Origin of the sequence: Salinispora oceanensis (assembly GCF_000383575.1) — a bacterium.
GTDB lineage: Bacteria > Actinomycetota > Actinomycetes > Mycobacteriales > Micromonosporaceae > Micromonospora > Micromonospora oceanensis.
In genome coordinates this window covers 5090195-5113845 of the sequence record NZ_KB911579.1, presented here as the reverse complement: position 1 = coordinate 5113845, position 23651 = coordinate 5090195, and the positions used below count along the sequence as shown (strand labels likewise).

Annotated in this window: 27 protein-coding genes and 1 riboswitch; of the genes, 16 read left to right on the top strand and 11 right to left on the bottom strand. The window is 71.0% G+C overall.

Going from position 1 to position 23651, the window contains the following annotated elements; genetic code table 11:
• Positions 1-45: 45 nt before the first annotated feature.
• Positions 46-1137 carry a Zn-dependent alcohol dehydrogenase gene (locus SALPAC4_RS0123520; RefSeq protein ID WP_027645039.1) on the top strand — a complete coding sequence of 364 codons (1092 nt, stop codon included), beginning with the start codon at positions 46-48 and terminating at the stop codon, positions 1135-1137.
• 105 nt (positions 1138-1242) lie between these two features.
• Here SALPAC4_RS0123520 and SALPAC4_RS0123515 read toward each other — a convergent pair whose 3' ends face one another.
• Both SALPAC4_RS0123515 and SALPAC4_RS27830 read right to left on the bottom strand, forming a co-directional pair.
• Complete coding sequence (locus SALPAC4_RS0123515) at positions 1243-2268, bottom strand: LLM class F420-dependent oxidoreductase (protein WP_018730571.1); 1026 nt, start codon at positions 2266-2268, stop codon at positions 1243-1245.
• Positions 2265-2435, bottom strand: a complete 171-nt coding sequence (locus tag SALPAC4_RS27830) for a hypothetical protein (RefSeq protein ID WP_162562159.1) — start codon at positions 2433-2435, stop codon at positions 2265-2267. Before SALPAC4_RS27830 ends, SALPAC4_RS0123515 begins: the two co-directional genes overlap by 4 nt.
• Before the next feature lie 86 nt (positions 2436-2521).
• Here SALPAC4_RS27830 and SALPAC4_RS0123510 point away from each other — a divergent pair, with 86 nt between their 5' ends.
• From SALPAC4_RS0123510 to SALPAC4_RS0123480, 7 genes are all read left to right on the top strand, one after another.
• Positions 2522-3085 (top strand): PadR family transcriptional regulator, encoded by a 564-nt coding sequence (locus tag SALPAC4_RS0123510; protein WP_019872459.1) that lies wholly within the window; start codon positions 2522-2524, stop codon positions 3083-3085.
• Between the two features lie 132 nt (positions 3086-3217).
• Entirely contained in the window at positions 3218-4810 is a 1593-nt protein-coding gene (locus SALPAC4_RS0123505) for a radical SAM protein (RefSeq protein ID WP_027645038.1), read from the top strand.
• Positions 4807-5619, top strand: a complete 813-nt coding sequence (locus tag SALPAC4_RS0123500; protein ID WP_019872457.1) for a methyltransferase domain-containing protein — start codon at positions 4807-4809, stop codon at positions 5617-5619. The genes SALPAC4_RS0123505 and SALPAC4_RS0123500 overlap by 4 nt, the downstream gene beginning before the upstream one ends.
• A gap of 103 nt (positions 5620-5722) precedes the next feature.
• A riboswitch (cobalamin riboswitch) is annotated at positions 5723-5893 on the top strand.
• A gap of 29 nt (positions 5894-5922) precedes the next feature.
• Positions 5923-6603 (top strand): energy-coupling factor ABC transporter permease, encoded by a 681-nt coding sequence (locus SALPAC4_RS0123495; RefSeq protein WP_019872456.1) that lies wholly within the window; start codon positions 5923-5925, stop codon positions 6601-6603.
• Positions 6600-6917, top strand: a complete 318-nt coding sequence (locus SALPAC4_RS0123490) for an energy-coupling factor ABC transporter substrate-binding protein (RefSeq protein WP_018730566.1) — start codon at positions 6600-6602, stop codon at positions 6915-6917. The genes SALPAC4_RS0123495 and SALPAC4_RS0123490 overlap by 4 nt, the downstream gene beginning before the upstream one ends.
• Position 6918: 1 nt before the next feature.
• A complete protein-coding gene (gene cbiQ / locus SALPAC4_RS0123485; RefSeq protein WP_027645037.1) occupies positions 6919-7659 on the top strand; it encodes a cobalt ECF transporter T component CbiQ in 741 nt (246 codons plus the stop codon).
• Positions 7656-8516: an energy-coupling factor ABC transporter ATP-binding protein gene (locus SALPAC4_RS0123480; protein WP_019872454.1), complete on the top strand. Its 861-nt coding sequence runs from the start codon at positions 7656-7658 to the stop codon at positions 8514-8516. The genes cbiQ and SALPAC4_RS0123480 overlap by 4 nt, the downstream gene beginning before the upstream one ends.
• 79 nt (positions 8517-8595) lie before the next feature.
• Here the strand turns inward: SALPAC4_RS0123480 and SALPAC4_RS0123475 are convergent, their stop codons facing one another.
• The 6 genes from SALPAC4_RS0123475 to SALPAC4_RS0123450 all read right to left on the bottom strand — a co-directional run bounded on the left by SALPAC4_RS0123475 (position 8596) and on the right by SALPAC4_RS0123450 (position 13914).
• Positions 8596-9198 (bottom strand): copper resistance CopC family protein, encoded by a 603-nt coding sequence (locus SALPAC4_RS0123475; protein ID WP_019872453.1) that lies wholly within the window; start codon positions 9196-9198, stop codon positions 8596-8598.
• A gap of 16 nt (positions 9199-9214) precedes the next feature.
• Positions 9215-10441, bottom strand: a complete 1227-nt coding sequence (locus tag SALPAC4_RS0123470; RefSeq protein WP_027645036.1) for a Dyp-type peroxidase — start codon at positions 10439-10441, stop codon at positions 9215-9217.
• Positions 10438-11025, bottom strand: a complete 588-nt coding sequence (locus SALPAC4_RS0123465) for a copper chaperone PCu(A)C (protein ID WP_019872451.1) — start codon at positions 11023-11025, stop codon at positions 10438-10440. Before SALPAC4_RS0123465 ends, SALPAC4_RS0123470 begins: the two co-directional genes overlap by 4 nt.
• A gap of 97 nt (positions 11026-11122) precedes the next feature.
• Positions 11123-11905: a zf-HC2 domain-containing protein gene (locus SALPAC4_RS0123460; protein WP_019872450.1), complete on the bottom strand. Its 783-nt coding sequence runs from the start codon at positions 11903-11905 to the stop codon at positions 11123-11125.
• Positions 11906-11960: 55 nt separating this feature from the next.
• Complete coding sequence (locus SALPAC4_RS0123455; protein WP_019872449.1) at positions 11961-12521, bottom strand: sigma-70 family RNA polymerase sigma factor; 561 nt, start codon at positions 12519-12521, stop codon at positions 11961-11963.
• Between the two features lie 145 nt (positions 12522-12666).
• Positions 12667-13914: a MalY/PatB family protein gene (locus SALPAC4_RS0123450; protein ID WP_019872448.1), complete on the bottom strand. Its 1248-nt coding sequence runs from the start codon at positions 13912-13914 to the stop codon at positions 12667-12669.
• Positions 13915-14001: 87 nt separating this feature from the next.
• On the opposite strand from SALPAC4_RS0123450, the gene SALPAC4_RS28065 reads away from it, so the two are divergent.
• From SALPAC4_RS28065 to SALPAC4_RS0123420, 6 genes are all read left to right on the top strand, one after another.
• The gene (locus tag SALPAC4_RS28065) at positions 14002-14169 is read left to right on the top strand and encodes a hypothetical protein (RefSeq protein ID WP_019872447.1); all 168 of its coding nucleotides are present in this window, start codon (positions 14002-14004) and stop codon (positions 14167-14169) included.
• Between the two features lie 110 nt (positions 14170-14279).
• Complete coding sequence (locus SALPAC4_RS0123440; protein ID WP_019872446.1) at positions 14280-15188, top strand: ABC transporter ATP-binding protein; 909 nt, start codon at positions 14280-14282, stop codon at positions 15186-15188.
• Positions 15188-16846, top strand: a complete 1659-nt coding sequence (locus SALPAC4_RS0123435; RefSeq protein ID WP_019872445.1) for an ABC transporter permease — start codon at positions 15188-15190, stop codon at positions 16844-16846. Before SALPAC4_RS0123440 ends, SALPAC4_RS0123435 begins: the two co-directional genes overlap by 1 nt.
• A gap of 131 nt (positions 16847-16977) precedes the next feature.
• On the top strand, positions 16978-17862 hold the full coding sequence (locus SALPAC4_RS0123430) for a hypothetical protein (RefSeq protein WP_019872444.1): 885 nt from the start codon (positions 16978-16980) through the stop codon (positions 17860-17862).
• Between the two features lie 75 nt (positions 17863-17937).
• Positions 17938-18828, top strand: a complete 891-nt coding sequence (locus tag SALPAC4_RS0123425) for a bile acid:sodium symporter family protein (protein ID WP_019872443.1) — start codon at positions 17938-17940, stop codon at positions 18826-18828.
• Positions 18829-18853: 25 nt separating this feature from the next.
• The gene (locus SALPAC4_RS0123420; protein WP_019872442.1) at positions 18854-19447 is read left to right on the top strand and encodes a TetR/AcrR family transcriptional regulator; all 594 of its coding nucleotides are present in this window, start codon (positions 18854-18856) and stop codon (positions 19445-19447) included.
• A gap of 28 nt (positions 19448-19475) precedes the next feature.
• Here SALPAC4_RS0123420 and SALPAC4_RS0123415 read toward each other — a convergent pair whose 3' ends face one another.
• Entirely contained in the window at positions 19476-20051 is a 576-nt protein-coding gene (locus tag SALPAC4_RS0123415; protein ID WP_019872441.1) for a flavoprotein, read from the bottom strand.
• Positions 20048-21385: a hypothetical protein gene (locus SALPAC4_RS0123410; protein WP_019872440.1), complete on the bottom strand. Its 1338-nt coding sequence runs from the start codon at positions 21383-21385 to the stop codon at positions 20048-20050. The genes SALPAC4_RS0123415 and SALPAC4_RS0123410 overlap by 4 nt, the downstream gene beginning before the upstream one ends.
• 146 nt (positions 21386-21531) lie before the next feature.
• Between SALPAC4_RS0123410 and amcA the strand changes: the two genes are divergently transcribed.
• Positions 21532-21705 carry a multiple cyclophane-containing RiPP AmcA gene (gene amcA / locus SALPAC4_RS29035; RefSeq protein WP_317889001.1) on the top strand — a complete coding sequence of 58 codons (174 nt, stop codon included), beginning with the start codon at positions 21532-21534 and terminating at the stop codon, positions 21703-21705.
• Complete coding sequence (locus SALPAC4_RS0123405; protein ID WP_027645035.1) at positions 21702-22007, top strand: hypothetical protein; 306 nt, start codon at positions 21702-21704, stop codon at positions 22005-22007. Before amcA ends, SALPAC4_RS0123405 begins: the two co-directional genes overlap by 4 nt.
• A gap of 35 nt (positions 22008-22042) precedes the next feature.
• On the opposite strand, the gene SALPAC4_RS0123400 is transcribed toward SALPAC4_RS0123405, so the two are convergent.
• Positions 22043-23605 (bottom strand): FAD-binding oxidoreductase, encoded by a 1563-nt coding sequence (locus SALPAC4_RS0123400; protein ID WP_027645034.1) that lies wholly within the window; start codon positions 23603-23605, stop codon positions 22043-22045.
• Positions 23606-23651 lie beyond the last annotated feature (46 nt).

The window sequence follows — 23651 nt, the reverse complement described above, 5'->3', positions numbered from 1 at the left end:
GTCGACCCCTAGGCTAGAACAGGTTTCATTTTCGGAGGTGATCTCGTGCGGGCGGCGATCTTTCACACAGTGGGTGACGACAAGGTCGAGATTCGCGATGACGTGACGGTGATCGGGCCGGGTGCGGGGGAGGTGCGGATCCGGGTTCGAGCGGCCGGGGTGTGTCACTCCGACCGCTCGACGCGCGATGGGGTGCTGCCACACCCGATGCCCGTGGTGCTGGGGCACGAGGCATCCGGCGATGTCGTCGCGGTCGGCGATGGGGTGGACGACCTGGCCGAGGGGGACCGGGTCGTGGTCAACTGGCTTCCCGCGTGTGGGTCCTGTCCCTCCTGCGCGCGGGGAGAGTCCTACCTGTGCTTGGCCAACGTGCTGGCGGGCTACGCCCAGCCGCGCTTCCTGGTTGGCGAGACCCCGGTCTTCGCGATGGCCGGGTGTGGCGCGTTCGCCGAAGAGATCGTGGTTCCCCGGGCCGGCGCCGTGAAGGTGGCCCCCGATGTGCCGTACGAGGTGGCGGCGCTGGTCGGCTGTGGCGTGATGACCGGCGTCGGTGCCGTGATCAACACGGCCCGGGTGGAGCCGGGTGCCGCGGTCGCGGTGATCGGCTGCGGCGGCGTGGGTATCGCCGCGATCCAGGGAGCGCGGCTCGCGGGCGCCGCCGTCATCGTCGCGGTCGACACGGTCGAGGCCAAGCAGCAGACCGCGCTGCGCTTCGGGGCGACCCACAGCTGCGGCCCGGAGGCGTTGGGGGAGCTGTCGGCTGAACTCACCGACGGTGAGGGCTTCGATACCGTCTTCGACGTGGTGGCGGTGCCGCAGACGCTGCGTGCGGCGTGGACTGCGGCACGTCGGGGTGGGACGGTGGTGGTCGTGGGTGCCGGTCGCTCTGACCAGCAGGTCACCTTCAGCCCCTTCGAGCTGTTGTTCGAGGGGAAGAGCATCACGTCCTCGCTCTACGGCGCGTCGCAGGCGCCGCGAGACTTTGACCGGATGTTTGACCTCTGGCGGGCCGGCCGACTCGACCTGAGTGAGATGATCACGCACCGGCTGCGGCTGGAGGAGGTTGGGGACGCCCTCGCCGCTCTCGGTCGTGGCGACGTGATCCGGCAGGTCATCTGTTCCGACGGCGCCAGCTGACCCGCCGGTGTGGATCGACTCGGCGACCCCGGTTGGCCCACCGTGCGACGGCGGGGGCAGCCGTCAGGTGGGCCAACCGGGGACGCCGAGCGGCTGGACGGGTGTTCAGCCCACCACCTCGGCGATCTGTCGTAGCTGCTGGGCGTTGCCCTGGACGAGCAGCGTGGTGACCACCGTCTCGCGCCACCGCTGCAGCTCATCGCGGACCTTGGCGACCGGGCCGATCAGTGCGATGTCCTCCACCAGCGCGGTCGGCACGGCGGCGGTGGCCCGCTTCTTGTCGCCCGCCAGGTATGCCTCGGTGATGACGTCGCACTCCTTCTCGTAGCCGAGACGGGCGAAGACATCCCGGTGGAAGTTGACTGACTTGGCTCCCATGCCGCCCACGTAGAGCGCGACGAAGGGTCGAAGCCGGTCCGCCGCCCGCTCGATGTCGTCGTGGACGACGATCGGTACGGTCGCGGCGACCTCGAATGTGTCCAGGTCCCGGCGGGCGCCAGGGCGGGCGAAGCCCTCGGCCAGCGCGGCCCGATAGAAGCTGTCCGCCTTGGGGGAGAAGAAGATCGGTAGCCAGCCGTCGGCGATCTCGGCGGCCAGGGCGACGTTCTTCGGCCCCTCGGCGCCGAGGAAGATGGGGATGTCGGCGCGCAGTGGGTGGACGGTGGACTTCAGCGGCTTACCCAGGCCGGTGCCGCCGCGATGCGGTAGTTGGAAGAAGTCGCCGTCGTACGTGACCGGCTCGGACCGGGCGAGGACGGCGCGGATGATGTCGATGTACTCCCGGGTGCGGGCCAGCGGGCGCGGATACGGCTGGCCGTACCACCCCTCCACGACCTGTGGGCCGGAGACGCCGAGCCCGAGGATGAACCGGCCGCCGGAGAGGTGGTCGAGGGTGAGCGCGGCCATCGCCGCCGCGGTCGGAGTGCGGGCCGACATCTGCATGATGTTGGTGCCCAGGCGGACGGTGGAGGTGCTCGCTCCCCACCACGCGAGTGGGGTAAGGCAGTCCGATCCGTATGCCTCGGCGGCCCAGACGGAGTCGAAGCCGAGTCGGTCGGCCTCGGCGATCGCCGCCGTGACGCCCTCCGGCGGCCCGGAGGACCAGTAGCCGGTCGTGTAGCCAAGCTTCATTGGGGTGTCCTTCCAGGTCCCCGGGGGTCCCGGGCGCGGGAGAAGCCGGTGGCGGCCGCCTCGTTCCGCGTGGTGACGGTGGGCAGGGTGACGGTGGGCAGGGCGCCGGTGTGCAGGATCGACGTTCGGGAGGACTGCCGCCGGTATTCCTCAACAGGAATAGTCATATCATTGAGTATGGTTCGGGGGAAGGGCCGGCGACCCGGTGCCGGCCCGCCGAACTCCGTCCTCACCCGGAGCGGGAGGTGTGGCCATGGCGCTGCGGCACGCGGTGTTGGCGGTGTTGCTCGATGGGGAGTACAGCGGCTACCAGCTAGCCAAAATCTTCGATGTTTCCTGCTCCAACTTCTGGTACGCGGTACCCCAGCAGCTCTACGCCGAGTTGACCAAGCTGGAACGGGCGGGGCTGATCGCCGGTCGCCAGGTCATCCAGCATGACCGCCCCAACAAGCGGCTGTTCACGGTCACCCCCGCCGGCCTCGCCGAACTGGCCGCCTTCGCCGCCGTGCCGTCGAAGCCGTCGTCGATCCGGGAGGACCTGCTCGTCATGGTCCAGGCCGTGGACCGGCTCGACCCGGCACCGGTCATCGCCCAGCTCGAGGAGCGGGCGGTCATCGCCGCCGCCAAGGTGGAACTCTTCGACCGGATGCTCCGGCAGCTGCGCGGTGACCTGACCGAGGAGACGTTCCTGCGCGAGAGCGACCGGATCGGGCCGTACCTCACCTGCCTGCGGGGGCGTGGCTTCGAGCAGGAGAATCGCGAGTGGTGTGAGCGGGTGGCGGCCCTGCTCCGCGCACGTGCGCCAGTGTCGCGCTGACCCGCCAGCGCCGGGTGGCCCTCCACCCGGCCTCCAGCGCGAGCCAGCTGTGGCCGATCCGGTCGGCCCACGCCGGGCAGTATTCGACCAAGCCGGGGCGCCGGGGCGGCGCGGCGTGGAATGGTGAGAGCCATGAAGCGGGACCGGGATGAGGTGTTCGTCGAGTACACAAAGTCGATCTGCCCGGTCTGCAAGGTCGTCGTTGACGGGCAGGTCAACCTCCGCGACGACAAGGTCTATCTCCGTAAGCGCTGTCCGGAGCACGGCCAGTTCGAGGCGTTGGTGTACGGCGACGCGCGGATGTACCTCGACAGCGCCCGATTCAACAAGCCCGGCACGATCCCGCTGACCTTCCAGACCGAGGTGCGCGACGGCTGCCCGGCGGACTGCGGACTCTGCCCGGAACACAAGCAGCACGCCTGCCTGGGCATTATCGAGGTCAACACCGGCTGCAACCTCGACTGCCCGATCTGCTTCGCCGACTCTGGTCACCAGCCCGACGGGTACGCCATCAGCCTCGCCCAGTGTGAGCGGATGCTCGACGTCTTCGTGGCGAGTGAGGGCGAGGCCGAGGTGGTGATGTTCTCCGGCGGAGAGCCCACCATCCATCGGCAGATCCTGGATTTCGTTGACGCCGCACAGGCCCGCCCGATTCGGGCGGTCAATCTGAACACCAACGGAATCCGGCTCGCCAGTGACCGGGCGTTCGTGGCAGCGCTCGGCGAGCGGAACCGTCCCGGTCGGGCGGTCAACATCTATCTGCAGTTCGACGGGTTCGACGAGCGAACACACCGGGAGATTCGCGGTCGGGACCTGCGCGAGATCAAGCAGCGAGCGTTGGACAACTGCGCCGAGGTCGGCCTGACCGTCACCCTGGTGGCCGCGGTCGAACGGGGCCTCAACGAGCACGAACTCGGTGCCATCATCAGCCACGGCCTCGCGCACCCGGCGGTGCGCAGCGTCTCGTTCCAGCCGGTCACCCACTCCGGCCGACACACGCCCTTCGACCCGCTGACCCGGCTGACCAACTCCGACATCATTCACCTCGTCGCGCGGCAGCGACCCGACTGGTTCCGGGCCGAGGACTTCTTCCCGGTGCCGTGCTGCTTCCCGACCTGCCGGTCGATCACCTACCTGCTCACCTCGGGCACGCCCGGCGCCGAGGACTTCGCGGTGGTGCCGATTCCCCGGCTGCTCGATGTTGCGGAACACCTCGACTACGTCGCCAACCGAGTGGTGCCGGACCCCGCTGTCCGGGAAGCGCTGGAGAAGCTCTGGTCGGCATCGGCATTCATGGGCACCGACACGACCAGCGAACGCCTCGCCCAGACTGCCGCGGCGCTGGACTGCGCCGACGCCTGCGGCGTCAACCTACCCGAGGCGGTGGCGAACCTGACCGAACGGGCCTTCATGATCGTGATCCAGGACTTCCAGGACCCGTACACCCTCAACGTGCGGCAGCTGATGAAGTGCTGCGTCGAGGAGATCACTCCGGACGGCAGACTGATCCCGTTCTGCGCCTACAATTCGGTCGGCTACCGGGAACAGGTCCGCGAGCAGATGTCCGGGGTGCCGGTCGCCGACGTGGTGCCCAACGCACTCGCGTTGCGCTCAATGATCACCGATTCCCCGTACGGGTCGAAGGTCGCCCAGCGTTCCGATGGCCCCGCCGGCGGGCGGCGGGTGGCACCGGACGCCACCAACGTCGGGCGGCGGATCCGGTGACGATGGGTGAGCCCGCGGCGTACCCGAAGGGTTGCTGCGCCGCGGTCTACGGTTCGGACCTGGTCGCCCTGCTCCTCGGCGAGGCGTACCATCCCGGTGGCTCGTCGCTGACCCGCCGACTCGCCGCCCGACTGGCGCTGACCAGCGGTGAACGCGTGCTCGATGTGGCCAGCGGGCGGGGTACCAGCGCGCTGCTGCTGGCGTCCGAGTACGGCTGCACGGTGACCGGTGTGGACCTCGCCGGTCCCAACGTCGCGGCGGCCACCCGGGGGGCCCGGTCCGTTGGGCTCGCCGACCAGGTGCGGTTCCGACAGGGAGACGCCGAGCGGCTGGGGGTCGACTCACACTCGGTTGACGTGGTGGTCTGCGAATGCGCCTTCTGCACCTTCCCCGACAAGCCCACCGCGGCGGGGGAGCTGGCCCGGGTGCTGGCCCCGGGCGGTCGACTGGGGATGGCCGACGTCGTCGCCGTCCCCGACCGGTTGCCCCCCGAACTGACCGGGTTGGGAGCGTGGATCGCCTGCGTTGCCGATGCGCGCCCGCTCGACGAGTATGTCGCCCTGCTGGCCGGCGCGGGGCTGACGACAACCCACACCGAACGGCACGACCCCGCGGTCACCACGATGATCGACCAGATCGAGGCGCGCCTGACCGTGCTGCGGCTGACCGCTGCGGATCAGGCGGTGGCGCTTGGCCTGGACTTCGCCCGGGCCCCGGCGGTCCTGGCCGCGGCCCGGGCCGCGGTCGCCGACGGTGTGCTCGGCTACGCCATCCTGACCGCCAGGAAGCCGGGCTCTGGCCCGGGCTGAACCTCTCGGCTCGGGCCGGAGCATGGCGTTCGGTTCGCGGTGACCGGCGCAGGCGGGTACCGATCGGCGCGAGCCGACAGCTTGCCGTCGGGGCGAGCGCCCGATAACCTCTCGCCGTCAAGGTGCACGGGAAGCCGGTGGAAGACCGGCGCGGCCCTCGCCACTGTGACCGGGTAGTGATCTCTGACTATGCCACTGGGCCAACCAGGCCTGGGAAGGCTGGAGTGAACGTCGATCCGGAAGCCAGGAGACCGGCCTTGACACGGATCTCATCCACGAGGTGCTGGAAGGGAAGGTCAATCGATGCATATCGCCGAGGGGTATCTCCCTCCGGAACAGGCGGCGGCGTGGTTCGTCGTGTCCGCGCCATTCGTCGTCCACGGGAGCCGGGCCCTGGTCCGGCAGGTCCGTGCAGATCCAGAATCGAAACTACTGCTCGGGGCGGCCGGTGCCTTCACCTTCGCGCTGTCCGCATTGAAAATTCCGTCGGTGACCGGGTCGAGCTCCCACCCGACCGGCACCGGGCTGGGGGCGGTGCTGTTCCGACCGCCGGTGATGAGCGTGCTGGGCGGCATCGTGCTGCTGTTCCAGGCGCTGCTGCTGGCCCACGGCGGGCTGAGTACCCTCGGCGCGAACATCTTCTCGATGGCGATCGTCGGCCCGTGGGTGGCGTACGGGAGCTACAGAATGGTCCGTCGCGCTGGCGGCGGACTGGGCCCGGCGGTGTTCGCCGCTGCGGCCCTGGGCAGCCTGGCGACGTACGGGGTCACCGTCGCCCAGTTGGCCCTGGCGTTCCCCGACCCGATGTCCGGCATCGTCGGTGCGTTGGCGAAGTTCGGCGGGATCTTCGCCGTGACCCAGATCCCACTGGCGATCAGCGAGGGACTGCTGACCGTGCTGGTGGTCCGCCTGCTGAGTCGGACCAGCGGGGATGACCTGCGTCGGCTCGGCCTGCTGCGGCCGGCGGCGGAGGTACGGGCATGAGGCGCTTCTCCTGGGTCAACCTGCTACTGCTGCTCGCGGTGCTGCTCCTGGCGGTGGTGCCGCTGGCGTTCGGCCTCGGGTCGGGGGAGGAACCCTTCTCCGGGGCGGACGCCCTTGCCGAGCAGGCCATCGTGGACGACCACCCCGACTACCAGCCATGGTTCTCACCGATCTACGAGCCGCCGTCGGCCGAGCTGGAGTCGGCGTTCTTCGCCCTCCAGGCCGCGCTCGGGGCCGGTCTGCTCGGCTACTGCTTCGGTGTCGCCCGGACCCGGCAGCGGCTGCGCGACGCTGCCGGCCGGCAGCGCGGCTAGCGTGTTCGCCCTCGACATCGCCGCGCACACCGGCCCCTGGCGAAATCGGCACCCTGCCGAGAAGGCGCTGCTCGCGCTCGGGCTGCTGATCTGCGCGGTGGCCCTGCCCGCCTGGCCCGGCGCGCTCCTGTCCGGTGGTGCGGCGGCGGTGCTGCTGGCCGCCGCACGGGTACCACTGGTCGTGGTGCTGCGGGCGGCCCGGGTGCCGCTGCTTTTCGTGGTCACGTCGACGGTCCCGTTGCTGGTGTCGATGCCGGCTCCAGCTCGACTGGCCATCGACCCCGCCAGCCTGCCGGTGGCGGCGCAGACCGCGGGCCGTTCCGTGGCGGCGCTGACCTGTTTGTTGCTGTTCACCGCCACCACACCGTTGTCGGATGTCCTGCCACGACTGCACCGGCTGGGAATTCCTCCGGCGGTGACCGAGGTTGCCGCGCTGACGTACCGGATGCTCTTCCTGCTGGTGGAGAGCGTGCGTGCGGTCCGGCAGGCGCAGGCGGCCCGGCTTGGCTTCCGTACCTGGCGGATCACCTACCGCTCCCTGGCCGGTCAGGCGGGGGCGGTGTTCGTCCGGGCGATGCACCGGGCGCGGCGACTGGAGGAGGGACTGGCGGTGCGGGGCTACACCGGTTCACTCGCCGTGCAGGTGGCGGCCCATCGGGTGTCGGTGCCGTTCGTCGCGGCGACCACGACGTTGCTCGGCGCGATCGTCGCTTTCAGTGCCGGGTTGGTGTCCCCTTGGTGAGCGCCCCGCTGCTGGAGTTCGACGACGTTAGCTTCGCCTACCAGCCGCGTCGGCCGATCCTGGCCCGGGTCGATCTTCGGGTCGACCCGGGGCAGCGGCTGGCCGTGCTGGGCCCGAACGGTGGCGGCAAGACCACGCTGTTCCGGCTGGCGGCCGGCGCGCTGCGGCCCGCCGGGGGCCAGGTCGCTGTCGGCGGCATTCCGGTCCGGTACACCCGGGCCGGCCTAAGGGAGCTGCGGCAGCAGGTGCAACTGGTGGTGCAGGACCCGGACGACCAGCTCTTCTCCGCCAACGTCCGGCAGGATGTCTCCTTCGGGCCGGTCAACCTGGGGCTCCCGGCCGAGCAGGTTCGGCGGCGCTGCGACGCGGCGCTGGCGGCGCTCGGTGTGTCGGCGATCGCCGAGCGACCCACCCATCTGCTCTCCTACGGCCAGCGCAAACGGGTGGCCATCGCCGGTGCGGTAGCGATGCACCCACGGCTGCTCATTCTCGACGAACCGACCGCCGGGCTCGACCCAGCCGGGGTGGAAGCACTGCTGCGTACCCTGGACGACCTGCACACCGCGGGTACGACGGTGGTGCTCTCCACCCACGATGTCGACCTCGCCTTCCGCTGGGCGGACGCGGTGGCGGTGGTCTCTGGCGGCGGGGTGCGCACCGTAGCAACGGTGGACGGCCTGGCCGACCCGGCGCTGCTCGCGGCGGCACACCTGGCGCCGGCGTGGGCGCCGCTGGTGCACCGGCTCCTGGACCGGATTCCGGCGCTGGCGGGGGCCCGCCCGCGCGCGGTGGCCGAACTCGCCGCGCTACTCAACGATGCCGCGCCACTCAACGATGCCGCGTCGGACGACCGGTGATCGCCGCAACCCGACGCGCGGCGTGGCCGGGGCAGCGGTCACGCCGCCCCGGCCATGGCAACGGTGCTGATCCCGTTGGTCAGGCCGTGCCGCGTCGGCGGCGTAGTAGCACCAGGCCGCCGGCTACCAGCACCAACAGGATTCCGCCGCCGATCACCGCCGCCGTGCCGGTCCCGCTGCCGCCGCCGTCGGTCGCCGCCACCGGGCTGGCCGCCGCGGGCTCCGTTGGCGGTGTGGTGGCCTCGGCCGCGGGGGACGACTCTGCCGGCGTCGGAACCGGCGCCTCGGCGCCAGCGGGATCGGCGACGGTGAACGCGTAGGAGCCCTGGACCGGGTGCCCGTCGGCGGAGACCACCCGGTACGCGACGGTGTAGGTGCCGTTCGCCAGGGTCTCATCGATGCTTATCGTGCCTTCTGCCCCGGTGACCACGGGTTCACCGGTGGGGACCTTCTGCTCTGCGGCGTCGGAGAGGACGATGGTGGTGAACGCCGGATCCAGCCTCTGGAGGAACTCCAGGGTGATCTCGGTCGGCGCCTTGTCCAGCTCGGCGTTCTTGGCCGGGGTGGTGGTCTTCAGGGAATTGTGCGCGACGGCCGGGGAAGCCGGTACGAGCAGCAGCGCGGCGGTGGCGAGGACGGCGGCGAGGAAGCCGGCGGGTCCCGGGCGGGTGTTGGTCCGCATGGTTCTCCTGTCGAGGTCAGCCGAGCAGTTGCTGGCCGATCCAGCCGCCTTCGGGGCAGCCGGGTGGGATCGCGAAGACGGCGGAGCCGATCGGGGTGGTCCACTCGTTGAGTAGGTCCCGTTCGGCCAGGCGTCGTTGGATGGGTAGGAACTGACGGGTGATGTCGGCTTGGTACGAGGCGAAGATCAGGCCGCTGTCCGCAGTGCCGTCGGCACCGGGCACGCCGTCGTAATTGTAGGGGCGGCGCAGAATCCGGAGCCGGTCCTCGGTGACGTGGGAGCGGGTCAGGTGCGAGAAGTCCGGGATGACGGTGAGCCCGCCTGACCCGAGGGCGTCGAAGTCGGGCTCGTCGTGTTCGTCCGTACCGGTCAGCGGCGCGCCGGTGTCGAGCCGGCGGCCGACGGACAACTCTCGGTCGGTGCGGCCGAGGAGGTCCCACGTCTCCAGGTTCATGCTGATCCGCCGGATGACCAGGGTGGTGCTGTCGCGCAGCCACGACGGCCCGTCCGGTACCCACACCGCGGTCTCCAGGGGCGCGCCCGGCTTCGGGTTGGCGGTGCCGTCGAGCTGGCCGAAGAGGTTGCGCTGGGTGCGCCCCGGCTCGGCTCCGGCCGCGCGCCGGAAGCCTTGCTGTACCCAGGCGACGGTGGCGAAGGGGCGGCTGTCCTTGACCAGCACCCGCTGGGCGTGCGCGACGGTCAGCGGGTCGTCGGCGCAGATCTGTAGCAGCAGGTCCCCGCCAGACCAGTGGGGGGAGAGTCGGTCGATGCGGAGTGCCGGGAGGGCGGCGACCGATGGTGGTCGCCGCTCGTCGAGGTTGGCCGCCTGGTAGAAACCGGGGCCGAAGCCGAAGGTCACGGTCAGCCGGGCTGGCAGTAGCCCGAGCTCCGGCTCGGTGTCGGCCAGGGCGGGACGGCCCTGGGTGAGGCGGGCGGCGTCGTCGGAGAGCAGTCGCAGCATCCGTCCCAGCGCCTCCCGGTCCGTCTCCGGCCGGAGCGCGAGCGCGACGAACGCCGCATGCGCCTGCGGTTCGGTGGCGACCCCCGCCTGGCGGGTGCCGTGGAACGGTTCGACGGCGAGCCCGATCTCCGCCACCGGCGTCATCTCGGCGGGGCGGGTCGCGGGGTCGTCGGAGCCAACGGCGGTGACGGCCACCGTGGCGCCGAGCGCGCCACCGGCAGCCAGGGCACCGCCCGCGAGCAGACCGCGTCGGCTCACCACGCGGGGGTCGCTCCCAGTCATGACGCGGCGCTGGGGCTCATGGACATGTCCGGCATACCGTGCTCGGGGTTGTAGCTTTCCTCCGCGCCGGTGAACGGCTTCGCCACCGCCGTGAACGATTGGGTCCGCCCGTCGGCGAAGGTGAGGGTGAAGGTCAGCTCATCCCCGGCCTGTACCGGTCGCTTCAGATCCAGCATCATGAGGTGGTCGCCGCCGGGCTCGAGCAGGTGGCTGCTCTTCGCCTTGATCACGATGCCGCCCTCCTTGGCCTGCATGACCATCTCCCCATCCTTCATGGCCATCTCATGCAGTTCCATCGGCGACACCTCGGTGCTGACGCCGGTCAGGGTCACGTCGGCGTCGTTCTCGTTCACCAGGGTAGCGAACGCCGCGGTCATCCCCTTGTCGGCGGCCTTCACCCACGGGTCGTTGATCCCGATCACGTCGGCGGGGGCATCCGCCGCCGGAACGGCCGACTCCGACGGGGTGGGGTTGGTCGCCGACGAGTCGCCGGACGAGCCACAACCGGCCATGGCGGCGGTCAGCAGGGCAGCGGCGACCAGGGCGGCCGGGCGTAGCCGCCGACCGTTGACGTTAATTGGCATGTAGACCTCTCTGAGTACGGTGTTGACTGTTGGTCGGTTTGGCGGGGCGGGAAAGTTCCCGGTGATTCGGTTAGCAACTTCACCGGTATCGCGACGCTCAGGCCGCGGCGTTGTCCCGATGGCACGCCGAGCCCGGAAGCGGCGGGGGTACGAGCCGCAGACCCGGCGGGGGCGGCTCATCCTCGGCCGGGATACGCCAGCGGGGCCGATCAGGGCGAAGGTCGGTGGGCGGGCCGCCGGGGTGTAGGCCGGGCCGGGACATGGCCACGACGATCGCGTAGCCAACGAAGAGGAATCCGTGACTGACCAGCCGGGCGGTCTCCACCCGGCCGGTCATCAGGTCGTTGACCGACAAGAGCACCAGGGTGCCGACGAAGGCGCTCAACATGGGTAGCAGCCCGGTCGGCGGGGTACGGCGGGCGGCCACGAACAGGAACCCGGCACCGACGGCGATGTTCCACGCCGCTGCCTCATGCCAGAGGTGGCCCGAGGCCAGTGGCCCGCCGGCGTGGATGTGCGGGCCCGCCGCCGCCTGGCCGACCTGCGTCAGACCCAGTGTGACCTGCAGCGCCCCGGTCAGCCCGAGCGCTGCCCGCAGGGCGATGACCAGCCGCTGTCGCCACGGCGGCCGCGTCGTCAACCCCGTCGGGGCCGCCGCCGGGGTCGTTACGGGGAGTGCGGCCAGGACCGCATCGGTGAGGTCGGGGCCGATCACGCTGACCGACAGCCGGGCCCGTCTGGTGATCGCCGCCGCCTGGTCGAACCACGTCCGGCACGCACCGCAACTGGCCAGGTGGGAGTCGGCTGCCGCCCGCTCAGCCGGGGTCTCCTCCCCGTCCAACTGCGCCGACAACACCTCGCGCCACTGCTCACACCCCATGTACCGGTAGTCGGACCGGTGCCGGCGCTGGTTCCCGCCCGGGACGGGAAGGTCTTCAGCCGGCTGCGGGGTGGCGGTCCGATCCGCCGGAGCGGGCCTGTAGCGCGACAACGAGCTCTTCCCGAGCCCGGGACACCCGCGACCTGATCGTGCCGACCGGGCAGCCGCATACCTGTGCGGCCTCGGCGTAGGAGAGGCCGAGGACCTGGGTGACGACGAAGGCCTCCCGGCGGTCGGTCGGGAGCGCCGCGATGATCTGCTCCAGGGCGACCTGCTGGTCGAAGCCGCTCTCGTCGGCGTCGGCGACGTCGTGTGAGCTGGTCATCGGGACCGTCCGCGGGCGGGACGTGGCGGTTCGCACGTGGTCCACGGCGACCCGCCGGGCGATGCTGAACAACCAGGTACGCGCTGAGGAGCGGCCGGCGAACGAGGGAAGCGACCGCAGCGCGCGCAGGTAGGTCTCCTGCGCCAGGTCATCCGCCTCGGCCGGGGAGATCAGGGCGGCCAGGAAGCGCCGAACCTGTTGCTGGGTCGCCCGGATGAAGGCGGCGGCAGCCGCCTGGTCGCCGCGTCCCGCCTGGAGAGCCCACGAGGTGACATCGGTGTCGTCGGTCACGGTGGGTACCTCCGGGGTCGCCGTTCGGAGCGAACGACGGGCACAAAAATGCCCGTACGGGACGGCTGAGCATCGTGCTGAACGGTAGCGTACGACCTTCCCGGCACGTCAGTCTCTCGCCGTTCGGGCTGCCAACTGTTGTGGATCACTTCGCGGCGGCGGCTCCCGCCTCCTGGGCGGCCCGACCCATCCGGGTGACGGCGTCGGTGAGGATGGCGGGGGAGGTGGCGAAGTTCAGCCGGACCCAGCCCGCTCCACCGGTGCCGAAGGCGTTCCCGGAGCTGAGGGCTACCCGTGCGCGTTCCAGGAACAGCTGGGCCGGATCGAGGCTGACGTCGCCGGGCGCGCTGTCGGGTTGAGCACTATGCGGGCCGAGGCGCCGGCAGTCCAGCCAGGCCAGGTAGGTGCCTTCGGGGCGGTGGTAGCCGACGGTGGGCAGGTGCTCGGCCAGCAGCGTCTCCAGCCGGGTGCGGTTGGCGTGGAGTCCGTTGAGGAGGTGGTCGAGCCACTCCCCGCCGTCCCGGAGGGCGGCCGTCTGCGCGACCACACCCAGGTGGCTCGGTCCGTGGCTGACCTCTTCCGGCATCCGGGCCAGCTCGGCCGCGGCGTGCGGTCCCGCGATCGCGAGTGCCGCCTTCAGGCCGGCGAGGTTCCACGCCTTGGAGCCGGAGGTGACCGCGAAGGCATCCTGAGCGCCGGTGACGGTCAGGTACGGGGTGACGTCTGCCCCCGGCAGCGCCAGCGGAGCGTGGATCTCGTCGGAGATCACCCGTACGCCGTGCCGGCTGGCCAGCTCGGCGACGGCCTCGAGTTCCGTGCGGCGATGTACCACCCCGGTGGGGTTGTGCGGGTTACACAGCAGGAAGGCTGGCCGCCTACCGCGGGTACGGGCACGCCGGAAGGCCTCCTCGAGGGCCGCGAGATCGATCCGTAGGTCGGCTCCGAGCGGGGCCTCGGCCACCTGCCGTCCGGCGTGCTGGGCGAACGCGTAGAAGGGCGGGTAGACGGGGGAACAGACGACCACGGTGTCGCCGGGGTCGGTCACCAGCCGGAGCACCTCGACGATGCCCAGCATCACGTCGGGTACCACTGCGGTTCGGCCGGGGGAGAAGTCGGTCCAGCCCCAGCGTTCGGCGGCGAATTCGCCGAACGCCTCCGCGTACCCCGTCGGGTGGGCGTAGCCGGTGTCGCCGAGCGCGATGGCGCGCTGGAGCGCGTCGGCGACGGCGGGGGCGAGGGGGACGTCCATCTCCGCCACCCAGAGCGGAAGTACGTCTGGGGCGTATCTGCCCCACTTCACGCTGGTGCGTCGCCGGAGCTGGTCCAGGGTGAGCTGGGTGAGCGGGTTCGGTGCGGCGGCGGGGTGGTCGTCGGAGGGCGTGGGGCGGGACATCAGCTCACCCTAGGGCGTCCGGCAGCGGGTGGACTCTCGGCCGCTATGCGCTTGCCCAACCATTGAACGACTGTTTAATCTGGCGGAGTGGCATCGGTTGGCGGGGGTTTCGAGACGCCGGCCCTCGGGCGTTTCACCCAAGGGCTGCACGTCGACCGCTCGATGCTCGACGACTATCTGATGTACGTCCCGGATCCGCCCGCGGCGGGCGACGCAGAGGGAACTGCGTACCGGCTGTCACGCCCCCCGGCGTGAATTTCTCCGCGACGGCTCACCGACTCCTCGTGGGCTCCGCGTGATCGACGACATCGGACCAACCCGCGCCTCACCCTGCCCGGGTCCTCCCACGAACGAGGTCTACCACCATGACCACGGCGATCGACATTCAGCACATCGACAAGCACTTTGGCCGCACCAAGGCCCTGGACGGTCTCGACCTGCAGGTCGAGACCGGTACCGTGCACGGCTTCCTCGGCCCCAACGGTGCCGGCAAATCCACCACCATCCGGATCCTGCTGGGGCTGCTCCGCGCCGACCGCGGCCGGGTCCGGCTACTCGGCGGTGATCCGTGGGCCGACGCGGTGCGACTGCACCGCCGACTCGCCTACGTCCCCGGCGACGTGGAGCTGTGGCCCAACCTGACCGGCGGCGAAGCGATCGACCTCTTCGCCCGCCTGCGCGGCGGGACCGACCCGGTTCGCCGCGACGAGCTGTGCCAACGCTTCGACCTCGATCCGCGTAAGAAGGGGCGGACCTACTCGAAGGGCAACCGGCAGAAGGTCGCCCTGATCGCGGCGCTGGCCAGCGACGTGGACCTGCTGCTGCTCGACGAGCCGACCGCCGGGCTGGACCCGCTGATGGAGGCGGTGTTTCAGGAGTGCATCCGGGAGGCCTGTGCCGCCGGCCGGACCGTACTGCTCTCCAGCCACGTCCTCGCCCAGGTCGAGGTGCTGGCCGACCAGATCTCGATCATCCGGCAGGGGCGGATCGTCGAGACCGGCTCCCTGACCGAACTGCGTCACCTGACCCGGACCTCCGTGGACGCGATCGTCGACAGTCCGGCCGCCTCGCTCGCCACCCTGGCCGGCGTACACGGGCTGCAGGACACCAACGGACACGTCCGCTTCGAGGTTGACGGCGATCACCTGGCCGTCGTCATCCGGCGGCTCGGCGACCTCGGCGTACGCGGGCTGACCGTCCGGCCACCGACCCTGGAACAGCTGTTGCTGCGGCACTACGGCGATGAGCCGGCCCGCCACGGGGCGGTGGCGTGATGGCCACCGTGACGGTGCACCGACCGGTGGTCGCGACGCCCGGCCGGGGCGGCGGCCGGGTCACCGGGACCGGTACCCTGCTGCGGTTCATGTTGCGCCGCGACCGGATCCGCTTCCCGGCCTGGACCCTCGGCCTGGCACTGCTGATGGGCTACTTCGCCACCGCGCTGGAGACCTTCGTCGAGAGCCCGGCGGACCTGGAGGGGCTGACCGCCTTCTCCGGCAGCCCGGCCGGTGCGCTCTTCGGCGGCCCGGGATTCGGCTTCGACGACCTGACCATCGAGCGTTTCCTCGCCGGGCAGTACGGCCTCTACGTGGCCATCGGCGCGGGCCTGATGGGGCTCTTGACCGTTGTCCGGCACACCCGGGCCGAGGAGCGCTCCGGTCGGGCCGAGTTGATCCGCGCCAGCGTGGTCGGCCGGCACGCCCAGCTCACCGCCGTGCTGGTGCTCGCCGCCACGATGGCCGCGGTCGTCGCCATCCTGATCGGTGGCCTGATGGCCAGCCGGGGCTACGACCTCGGAGGGTCATTGCTGTTCGGTGCCTCGGTTGGTGCGGTGGCGCTGGTATTCGCCGGAGTCGCGGCGGTCACCGCCCAACTGTCGGAGTATCCGCGGGCCGCCTCCGGCACCGCGGGCGCTCTACTCGGAGCCGCGTTCGTGCTGCGCGGGCTGGGTGACATGGCGGCGGTGCAGGGCAGCGGCGCGTCCTGGTTGTCCTGGTTGTCACCGGTCGGTTGGTCCCAGCAGACCGCGCCGTACGTGCACGACCGCTGGTGGCCACTGGTGATCTCGCTGGCAGTCACGGTGACCGCGGCGGCCGCCGGGTACGCGCTCTCCGCCCGCCGGGACTTCGGTGCCGGGCTCGTGCCGCCCCGCCCGGGCCCGGCCCGGGCGGCGGCCTGGCTGGACGGGCCGCTCGCGCTCGCGTTCCGGCTGCACCGGGCCAGCCTGATCGGGTGGAGCGTGGGACTGCTCGCCGCCGGCCTCGCCTACGGCTCGTTCACCCAGCCACTGCTCGACGGGTTCACCGATGCGCCCGAGGACATGGTCGCCATCATGGGCGGGGCGGAGAACCTACTGGACGGCTACCTCGGCACGATGGGCCTGACCATGGCCCTGGCCGTCGGGGTCTACGCGGTGCTCGCCATGCAGACCCTGCGCGCCGAAGAGAGCGAGGGGCGCGCCGAGTCGGTCCTCGCGACGGCGGTCAGCCGTTCGGCCTGGATCGGCAGCCACCTCGTGGTGACGGCAGTCGGCGTACCGTGGCTGTTGCTGGTGGCGGGCGCCGGTATGGGCGTCGGGGCGGCGGTGAGCACCGGCGACGCCGGGTCCTTCGGTGGTCTGCTGCTCGGGCACGTGGCGCACACCCCGGCGGTCTGGCTGCTCCTCGCCGCCGCCGCGCTGCTCTATGCGGTGGTGCCGCGGATGCTGCCGCTGATCTGGGTGGTGCTCGGCTACGGGCTGATCGTCGGGTACTTCGCCCCCATCCTCGAGATTCCCACCAGCGCCGGGTGGCTGTCACCCTTCGCGCACGTCGGCGAACATCCGTTGGAGGACGTCAGCGTGGTCGCGGTCCTGGTACTCACCGGGCTTGCCGCGGTGACCGCCCAGGTGGCTCGCCTGGTGTTCCGGCGGGACGTGGTCGGTCGAACCTGACCGGGTGGCCGGTGGGGCGGCGAGGGATCGTCGCCCCACGGGACGGCGAGCAGCCGCCGGGTGACCGGCACGACCCGCCTCCCGGCGGCCTGCTCGGAACCTTCCCAGCGTCCGGCCACGTCTGATCCGGCATGACCGATATTCGAATTCGCTGGGCGGCGCTCGCCGTGTTCCTGCTCCTGCTCGTCACCGCCTGCGACCCGCAGGGCGAGACGGCCAACCCTGACGGTCCCGGCCAGCCGGAGGGGCCCTACCCCGCTGACGCGGTGGTGTTCCAGATGACCCCCACCGGTGAGTTCGGGAGTCCGCCACTGGTCAGAATCCCGGCCATCAGCGTCTATGGAGACGGACGGGTGATCAGCGAGGGCCCCATGACCCTTCCTTGGCCCGCGCTGCCCAAACTCCAGGTCCACTCGATCGCCCCCGAGGACGTGTCGACGCTGCTGGATTCGGCGCGGGCCGCCGGCTTGGACGGTGCGGTGGACTTCGGCACTCCGGCGGTCGCCGACGCACCGACCGCCCGATTCACGGTCCGCGGCGCGAACGACACCGAGCAGATCGACGTCCCGGATCTCACCGACTGGCCCGGCTTCACCGCCGACCAGCGGGCGGCCCAGACGCGGCTGCGGGTGTTCGTCGCGTCGCTCACCGGCGAGTCGGGTCTGCTGGCACCGGCCAAGGGGGACAGTGCGAAGCCCTACGTGCCCACCGCGGTCGCGGGCATCACGTCCCGGTCTGCCGAGGGCTCAGCGGGTAGGGGTGACTCGACAAGCGAATTGGTTTTCGACATCAATAACCCCTGGCCCGGGCCGACGCTGCCCGGTGAGCCCCTCGGCTCCGGCAACGGGCCGGGCTGTGTGACCGTCACCGGAGATGCGCTGCAAACGTTGATCGCGGCCGCGGCGGGGGAGACCACGGCGATGCCATGGACCTCGGACGGCGAGAGCTGGACGGTGCAGCTGCGACCGCTGTTGCCGAACGAGACGAGCTGCGGGGACCTCGTGGCTAACGGCTGACGCGGGCCCAGGCCGGGCAGCGCGAGCCGCCCGGGGGATTGCGGCGGCGAACGTGAGGGTTGATCATGTGCTGCCATGGACTCGGCATTGACCCTGATCGGACTGCCCGTCGCACTCGGCATCATCATGCTCGGCCTGGGCCTCGGGCTGACCGTGGCGGACTTTCGCCGGGTGGCCCGCTATCCGAAAGCCGCCCTCATCGCCCTGGTGTGTCAGGTGCTGGTGCTGCCGGCGCTCTGCTTCGGGCTGGTGCTCGCCTTCGGCCTGGCCCCGGAGCTTGCCCTCGGGATGATGCTGCTGGCCGCATCTCCCGGGGGCACCACCGCCAACCTCTTCAGCCACCTGTTCGGCGGGCACGTCGCCCTCAACATCACCCTGACCGCCATCAACTCGGTGCTGGCCGTGGTCACCCTGCCGATCGTGGTCAACCTCTCGGCGGCGTACTTCCTCGCCGACAGCGGGGGCCTGGGTCTGCAGTTCGACAAGGTGCTGCAGGTCTTCGCCATCGTGCTCATCCCGGTCGTGATCGGCATGCTGATCCGGGCCCGGGCGCCCCACGCCGCCGTACGCCTGGACCGGCCGGTCCGGGTCTTGTCGGTCGTGGTGCTCGTCGCGGTGGTCGTCGGCGCGGTGCTGAACGAACGGGAGAACCTCGCCGACTACTTCGTCTCGGTCGGCCTGGTGGTGTTGGCGTTCAACGTGCTCAGCCTCGCGGTCGGCTACGGGGTGCCCCGGCTGGCCGGGGTTGATCGGGGCGCCGCGACCGCGTCCGGGTTCGAGATCGGCATCCACAACAGCACCCTGGCGATCACCGTCGCGCTCAGCCCGGCGTTGCTCGACAACACCCGGATGGCCATCCCCGGTGCGGTCTACGGCATCGTCATGTTCTTCACCGCCGCGGCCTTCGGCTTTCTGGTGACCCGTACCGGAGCCCGGTCGGAGGGGCCGGTTGGCCAGAATCCGTAGCGGCGGGGGATGGTAGACATTCGGCGTGGTGGAGCGGAGTAGGACTGGCGAGCGTGGCATCGAGGACGCGGTTCTGGACGCCGCGCATGACTGCGTCCTCGCCTACGGCGTACGCCGCACGACCGTGACCGACGTGGCGCGTCGCGCCGGGGTCTCCCGGATGACCGTCTACCGGCGCTGGCCGGACGCGCAGTCGCTGATCGGCGATCTGATGACCCGGGAGTGGCAGCGGGTGCTGCTGGCCACGACGACCGACGAGGGCACCGGACACGCCCGAGCCCGCCTGGTCGAGCGGGTGGTGGCGGGAGCGCGGGTGATGCGGGAGCACCCGTTGCTGTGCAAGATCCGCGATGTCGATCCGGAGGTGCTGATCCCGTACCTCCTCGACCGCCGCGGCGCGGGCCAGGAGGAGATGCTGCGCTTCCTGGTGGACGCCGTCGCCCACGGCCGGGCCGATGGCTCGGTCCGGTCCGGCGAGGCCGAGACCATGGCCCGGGTTGTCCTGCTGACCACGCAGTCGTTCGTGCTCTCCGCTCGGATCGTCGCCGACGGCCTTCCCGCCGACGGCCTGGACCGGGAACTGGCCCGGTTGGTGGACGGCTACCTGCGGCCGGACTAGAACTCCTCCCAGCCGACCTCCTGCATGGTCAGAGGTGGCCGGTAGCAGGCGGTCGAGGTTCATGGGCGAGCCGGACCGCTGTCGTGAACGCTGTGGTCCAGGGGAAGGCTCGCTGCCGCTCGTTGCCGCTGCCGGGCGGGTGCGGTTCCCATTGGTCGTCGGGGCCGAGTAGGACGTGTACCCCCTCGTCGCGGAGGCTGGCCACAGCGTGCCGGAACGGCGCCCGGGCGGCGAGGGCGGCGTTGACGAACGGGACGACGATGGTCGGTACCTGCCTGCCGATCAGCTCGGCGACTGAGGTCATGGCGTAGTTGTCCGCTAGACCGAGGGCGATCTTGTTGATCGAGTTGTAGGTCGCGGGGGCGATGACCAGGGCGTCGGTGGCGGGAAGCGACCGGCGGGTGCCGGGTGACGATTGGTAGGTCGACCGGACCGGATGGCCGGTGAGGCTTTCGAGTGGCTGCGATTCGATGAAGTTCATCGCGCTCGGTGTGGCGGTGACCGTGGCTGTCCAGGATCGGCCCTGTGCGGCCTTGACCAGCTGGGCTGCATTGGCCGCCGGGCCGGCGCCGCAGACGACGATCTGGAGGTGACCGCCGATCACAGCGCGATCCCGGCGCTCTGGGCGAAGTCGACAGCGGCGGTGCGGGTGGAGCCGGTGGCGAGAATGGCGAGGTCGCGGGCGACGCGGTGGACGTTCGGCCGGCAGCGGATCTCCTCGGGTGCCACCTCGTACGCGTTGCGCAGCGCGTTGAGGCCGTGTTCGTAGCGGCCCCACTGGGTGTAGGCGCGTGCCACGTCCACGTACAGCGATGCCCGGCGTTCGACCAGCGTCAACTTGTCGAGAGGAACGGTGCGGGCGACCGCGATGGCGGTGCCGGCATCGCCGAGGGCCAGCGCGATGTTGACCTGGTGCAGCAGGACGTTGGCGGCGCCGAATCCGGTCCACCGATCGTTGCCGTCGTAGCCGAGGCGGGTCGCGGCGCGGGTCGCTCCATCGAGCATCGCGTAGGCGGTGTCCCGGTCGTCTCGGCGGGCGGCGGCGATGGCCCCGCGAAGGACGAGGGCACCGTAGACGGCCACCGCATCGGTCGACGCGAGGCGGGTGTCCCGGTCGAGTGAGTCGGCCGCTTTCGCGGCGAGGGTGACTGCCTGGTCGTCGTGGCCGTTGCCCATCAGCGCATGGGTCATGATCCGGGCGCTCGCGGCAATCGCCACCGGGTCCTGGCTCAGGGCAGCGGCGCGGGTGCTCCGTTCGGCTGCTACCAGGGCCGGCCCGCGGTCGCCCACTTTCAGCAGGACGCTGCCGACGACGTGGTACAGGTCAGCTGCTAGGACCTCGACGCGTTGCCGTTGCTCACCCGTCGTGCCTGACCGCACCGCTTCGAGGCAGGGCAATAGCATCACGAGTCGGTCGAGTACCCGTTCGTACCGGCAGGCCTGATAGTCGACCTTGGCGGCGGCGACGGATCGGGAGAACTGCGGAAAGGTGAGAGCCGCATCCGCTGCGGGAGCGGGCGAGAAGAACGCGTCGAGCAACGGAGCGACCTTGGGCGTGGCAGCGACGCCGATCGCTACTCCGCGTAGGAGGGCTCTCCGTCGCACGTCACCCCCCGAATCCGAGTCGCGGTCTCCGCCATCGCCAGTATCCGCATGCCCGCCGGCACCCGGCCGTGCGGCACCCGCAGCTGTACCGCTGGTGCCCACCGTACGCAGGGTCTCGAAGCGCTCCCGTGCCTCAGGTGTGGCTCGGGACAGCACGGTGTCGAGCGCGGCCTGCATGTCGGCGCGGGGAAGCACCTTGTCGCCCTGGCTGCTCCACTTGGCCACGGTCCGCCGCGCCGCGCCGAGGTGCTCGGCGAACCCGGTCATGCTCATCCGTAACGCATGTCGCAGCGCGTTGGCGTCCCGGCCGGTCCAGGTCGTCACCGTCGCCATCGCACGTCCTTCCGGGTGATTCCCCATTCGCGTACCGCCAGCAGGGCTGCGTGGGTGGGTGACTGGCGGTCTGCTCCCAGCCGCCGGCCGACGGCGGTGGGCTTGCCGGCGTGCCGGCAAGCCCACCGCGCACCCGCGTTGTTCGGATGCCGGCGATGACGACGTATGTGTCTCGGTACGCTGCGACCGGCGAACTGACAGCAGACCGCATAGCGCCGATCCCGGCATCGATGCGGCCGTGCTCGGCTGATCCGCCACTGCTGACGCACGTGTGGCGGATCGTGTTTGAGCGTCAGGCGCGGGACAGCGAGCGTCGATGAGCAGGCATGGCGTGCCTCCGGTTGCGGCCGGGCCGAAGATGTCGTCGGAGCATCTGCCGCTGCGTCCGTTCTGGCTGTGCCGCCGGTGCGGGCAGCCGTGGCCCTGCGGTGCGGCGAAGCTTGCGCTCCTGGCTGAGTCTCGAGAAGTGCGGGTGAGCCTGTTCCTCTACCTGGCTGGCTGCCTGCACGACGCGATCGACGACCTGCACCGGCTCAACCCGAGCGTCACGGGCAGCGCCGCCGATCTGTTCGACCGGTTCCTTGGCTGGCCTGCCCGGGTGGCGTGCCCACCCCGCGCCTAGCCGGCTCGGTGTGGCCCAGCACCGAGCTGGTACGGCTACGGCACCAGGATGCCGGGGTTGAGGATGCCGGCCGGATCCAGCTGCCGCTTGACCGTGCGGAGCAGGTCAACGGCGAGCTCCCCGATCTCCGCCGCGTACCAGTCGCGGTGATCGGTGCCGACTCCGTGATGGTGGGTGATGGTGCCCCCGGCGCGGGCGATCGCGTCGCTGGCCGCCGCCTTCGCGGTGTGCCACCGGTCGATCGGATCGGAGCCGGGGGAGCAGATCACGGTGAAGTACAGCGAGGCGCCGGTCTCGTAGACGTGGGAGACGTGCGCCAGCACCAGCGCGCCCTCCGGCAGCGCCTCCAGGATCGCCGCCCGGACCCGCTCGTGCACCTCGGGCAGCCGAGACCAGTACGCCGCGGTCTCCAGGGTCTCCGCGAAGGCCCCCGCGTCCAGCAGCGCGTCGCGCAGGTACGGAGCGTCGAAGCGGTGCCGTAGCCACTGCCGTCCCGGCTCGGCGCCCAGCGGCTGGCCGCCCTGCGCCGCCAGCACCGCGGCGGCCGTCTCGGCGGTGCCGTGAACCTGCTCGCCCTCGTACCCGATGACCAGTAGGCAGCCCCCGTCGGACTGGCCCTGACCGCTCGCCCCGACCAGGGTCTCGACCTCGTCGGAGAGCCGCAGCACCGTGGCCTGCGGCCCGTCCTGTGCCAGTTTTCGGATGGCGTGCAGCCCGGCGGGGAAGGAGTCGAAGCGCCAGCCCTCGTAGTGGGTCTGCGCCGGGATCGGTCGCACCCGCACGGTGACGTCGGTGATGACGCCCAGGGTTCCTTCACTGCCCAGGAAGAGCTGGCGCAGGTCGGGGCCGGCGGCGGAGGCGGGCGCGCGTCCCGCCCGGATGGTGCCGCGGGGGGTGGCGACGGTCAGGGCGGTCACCAGGTCGTCGAAGCGGCCGTACCCGGTTGACGCCTGCCCGCAGGAGCGGGTGGCGGCGAAGCCACCGATGGTGGCGTATTCGTAGGACTGGGGAACGTGGCCGAGGGTGAGCCCGTGCTCGGCGAGCAACTCCGCGGCGCGGGGGGTGGGAAGTCCCGCCTGGAGGGTCGCGGTGCGGGAGATGGCGTCCACGGCGAGGACCCGGTCCAGCCGGCTCAGGTCGATGGTGACGTGGGTCGGCGCGGTAGGTGTCAGGCCGCCGACGACCGAGGTGCCACCACCGAAGGGGACCACGGCCACCCGGTGCTGGGAACAGAGTTCGAGTAGGGCGAGGACCTCGGCGTGGTCGGCCGGGCGGACCACCGCCTGTGGGGCTTGGTGGAGCCGGCCCCGGCGCCGCCGTAGTAAATCGGGTGTGGACAGACCGGTTGCGTGGCGGGCCCGGATCGGCTGGGAGGTCAGCACGTGTTCGGTGCCGACGGTCTCCCGGAGTGCGGCCAGGACCGCTCCGCCGGGTTCGGCCGCGGGCATCGCGACGTCGGGCAGGGGTACGGCTGGGGGCGCGGGGGTCAACTTCAGCAGCTGCGCCAGGAGCTCCGACGCGGAGTCCGGCAGGGGTTGTGCTCTTGAGGCCGACCCCCAGCGGGTCCATCGGTCGGCGTCTTCCCCAGCTCCATTCATGTGTGACACAGTGACATCCAGTGTCACTTCTTTGCAAGGGGGTGTG

Coding starts and splice junctions, on each gene's coding strand:
- SALPAC4_RS27830 (WP_162562159.1), bottom strand. CDS start 2,435: ATGACTATTCCTGTTGAGGAATACCGGCGGCAGTCCTCCCGAACGTCG.
- SALPAC4_RS0123475 (WP_019872453.1), bottom strand. CDS start 9,198: ATGCGGACCAACACCCGCCCGGGACCCGCCGGCTTCCTCGCCGCCGTC.
- SALPAC4_RS0123495 (WP_019872456.1), top strand. CDS start 5,923: ATGCATATCGCCGAGGGGTATCTCCCTCCGGAACAGGCGGCGGCGTGG.
- SALPAC4_RS0123430 (WP_019872444.1), top strand. CDS start 16,978: ATGACCGATATTCGAATTCGCTGGGCGGCGCTCGCCGTGTTCCTGCTC.
- SALPAC4_RS0123400 (WP_027645034.1), bottom strand. CDS start 23,605: ATGAATGGAGCTGGGGAAGACGCCGACCGATGGACCCGCTGGGGGTCG.
- SALPAC4_RS0123405 (WP_027645035.1), top strand. CDS start 21,702: ATGAGCAGGCATGGCGTGCCTCCGGTTGCGGCCGGGCCGAAGATGTCG.
- SALPAC4_RS0123505 (WP_027645038.1), top strand. CDS start 3,218: ATGAAGCGGGACCGGGATGAGGTGTTCGTCGAGTACACAAAGTCGATC.
- SALPAC4_RS0123410 (WP_019872440.1), bottom strand. CDS start 21,385: ATGGCGACGGTGACGACCTGGACCGGCCGGGACGCCAACGCGCTGCGA.
- SALPAC4_RS0123450 (WP_019872448.1), bottom strand. CDS start 13,914: ATGTCCCGCCCCACGCCCTCCGACGACCACCCCGCCGCCGCACCGAAC.
- SALPAC4_RS0123510 (WP_019872459.1), top strand. CDS start 2,522: ATGGCGCTGCGGCACGCGGTGTTGGCGGTGTTGCTCGATGGGGAGTAC.
- SALPAC4_RS0123435 (WP_019872445.1), top strand. CDS start 15,188: ATGGCCACCGTGACGGTGCACCGACCGGTGGTCGCGACGCCCGGCCGG.
- SALPAC4_RS0123470 (WP_027645036.1), bottom strand. CDS start 10,441: ATGACTGGGAGCGACCCCCGCGTGGTGAGCCGACGCGGTCTGCTCGCG.
- amcA (WP_317889001.1), top strand. CDS start 21,532: ATGCCGGCGATGACGACGTATGTGTCTCGGTACGCTGCGACCGGCGAA.
- SALPAC4_RS0123465 (WP_019872451.1), bottom strand. CDS start 11,025: ATGCCAATTAACGTCAACGGTCGGCGGCTACGCCCGGCCGCCCTGGTC.
- SALPAC4_RS0123515 (WP_018730571.1), bottom strand. CDS start 2,268: ATGAAGCTTGGCTACACGACCGGCTACTGGTCCTCCGGGCCGCCGGAG.
- SALPAC4_RS0123490 (WP_018730566.1), top strand. CDS start 6,600: ATGAGGCGCTTCTCCTGGGTCAACCTGCTACTGCTGCTCGCGGTGCTG.
- SALPAC4_RS0123460 (WP_019872450.1), bottom strand. CDS start 11,905: ATGGGGTGTGAGCAGTGGCGCGAGGTGTTGTCGGCGCAGTTGGACGGG.
- SALPAC4_RS0123425 (WP_019872443.1), top strand. CDS start 17,938: ATGGACTCGGCATTGACCCTGATCGGACTGCCCGTCGCACTCGGCATC.
- SALPAC4_RS0123440 (WP_019872446.1), top strand. CDS start 14,280: ATGACCACGGCGATCGACATTCAGCACATCGACAAGCACTTTGGCCGC.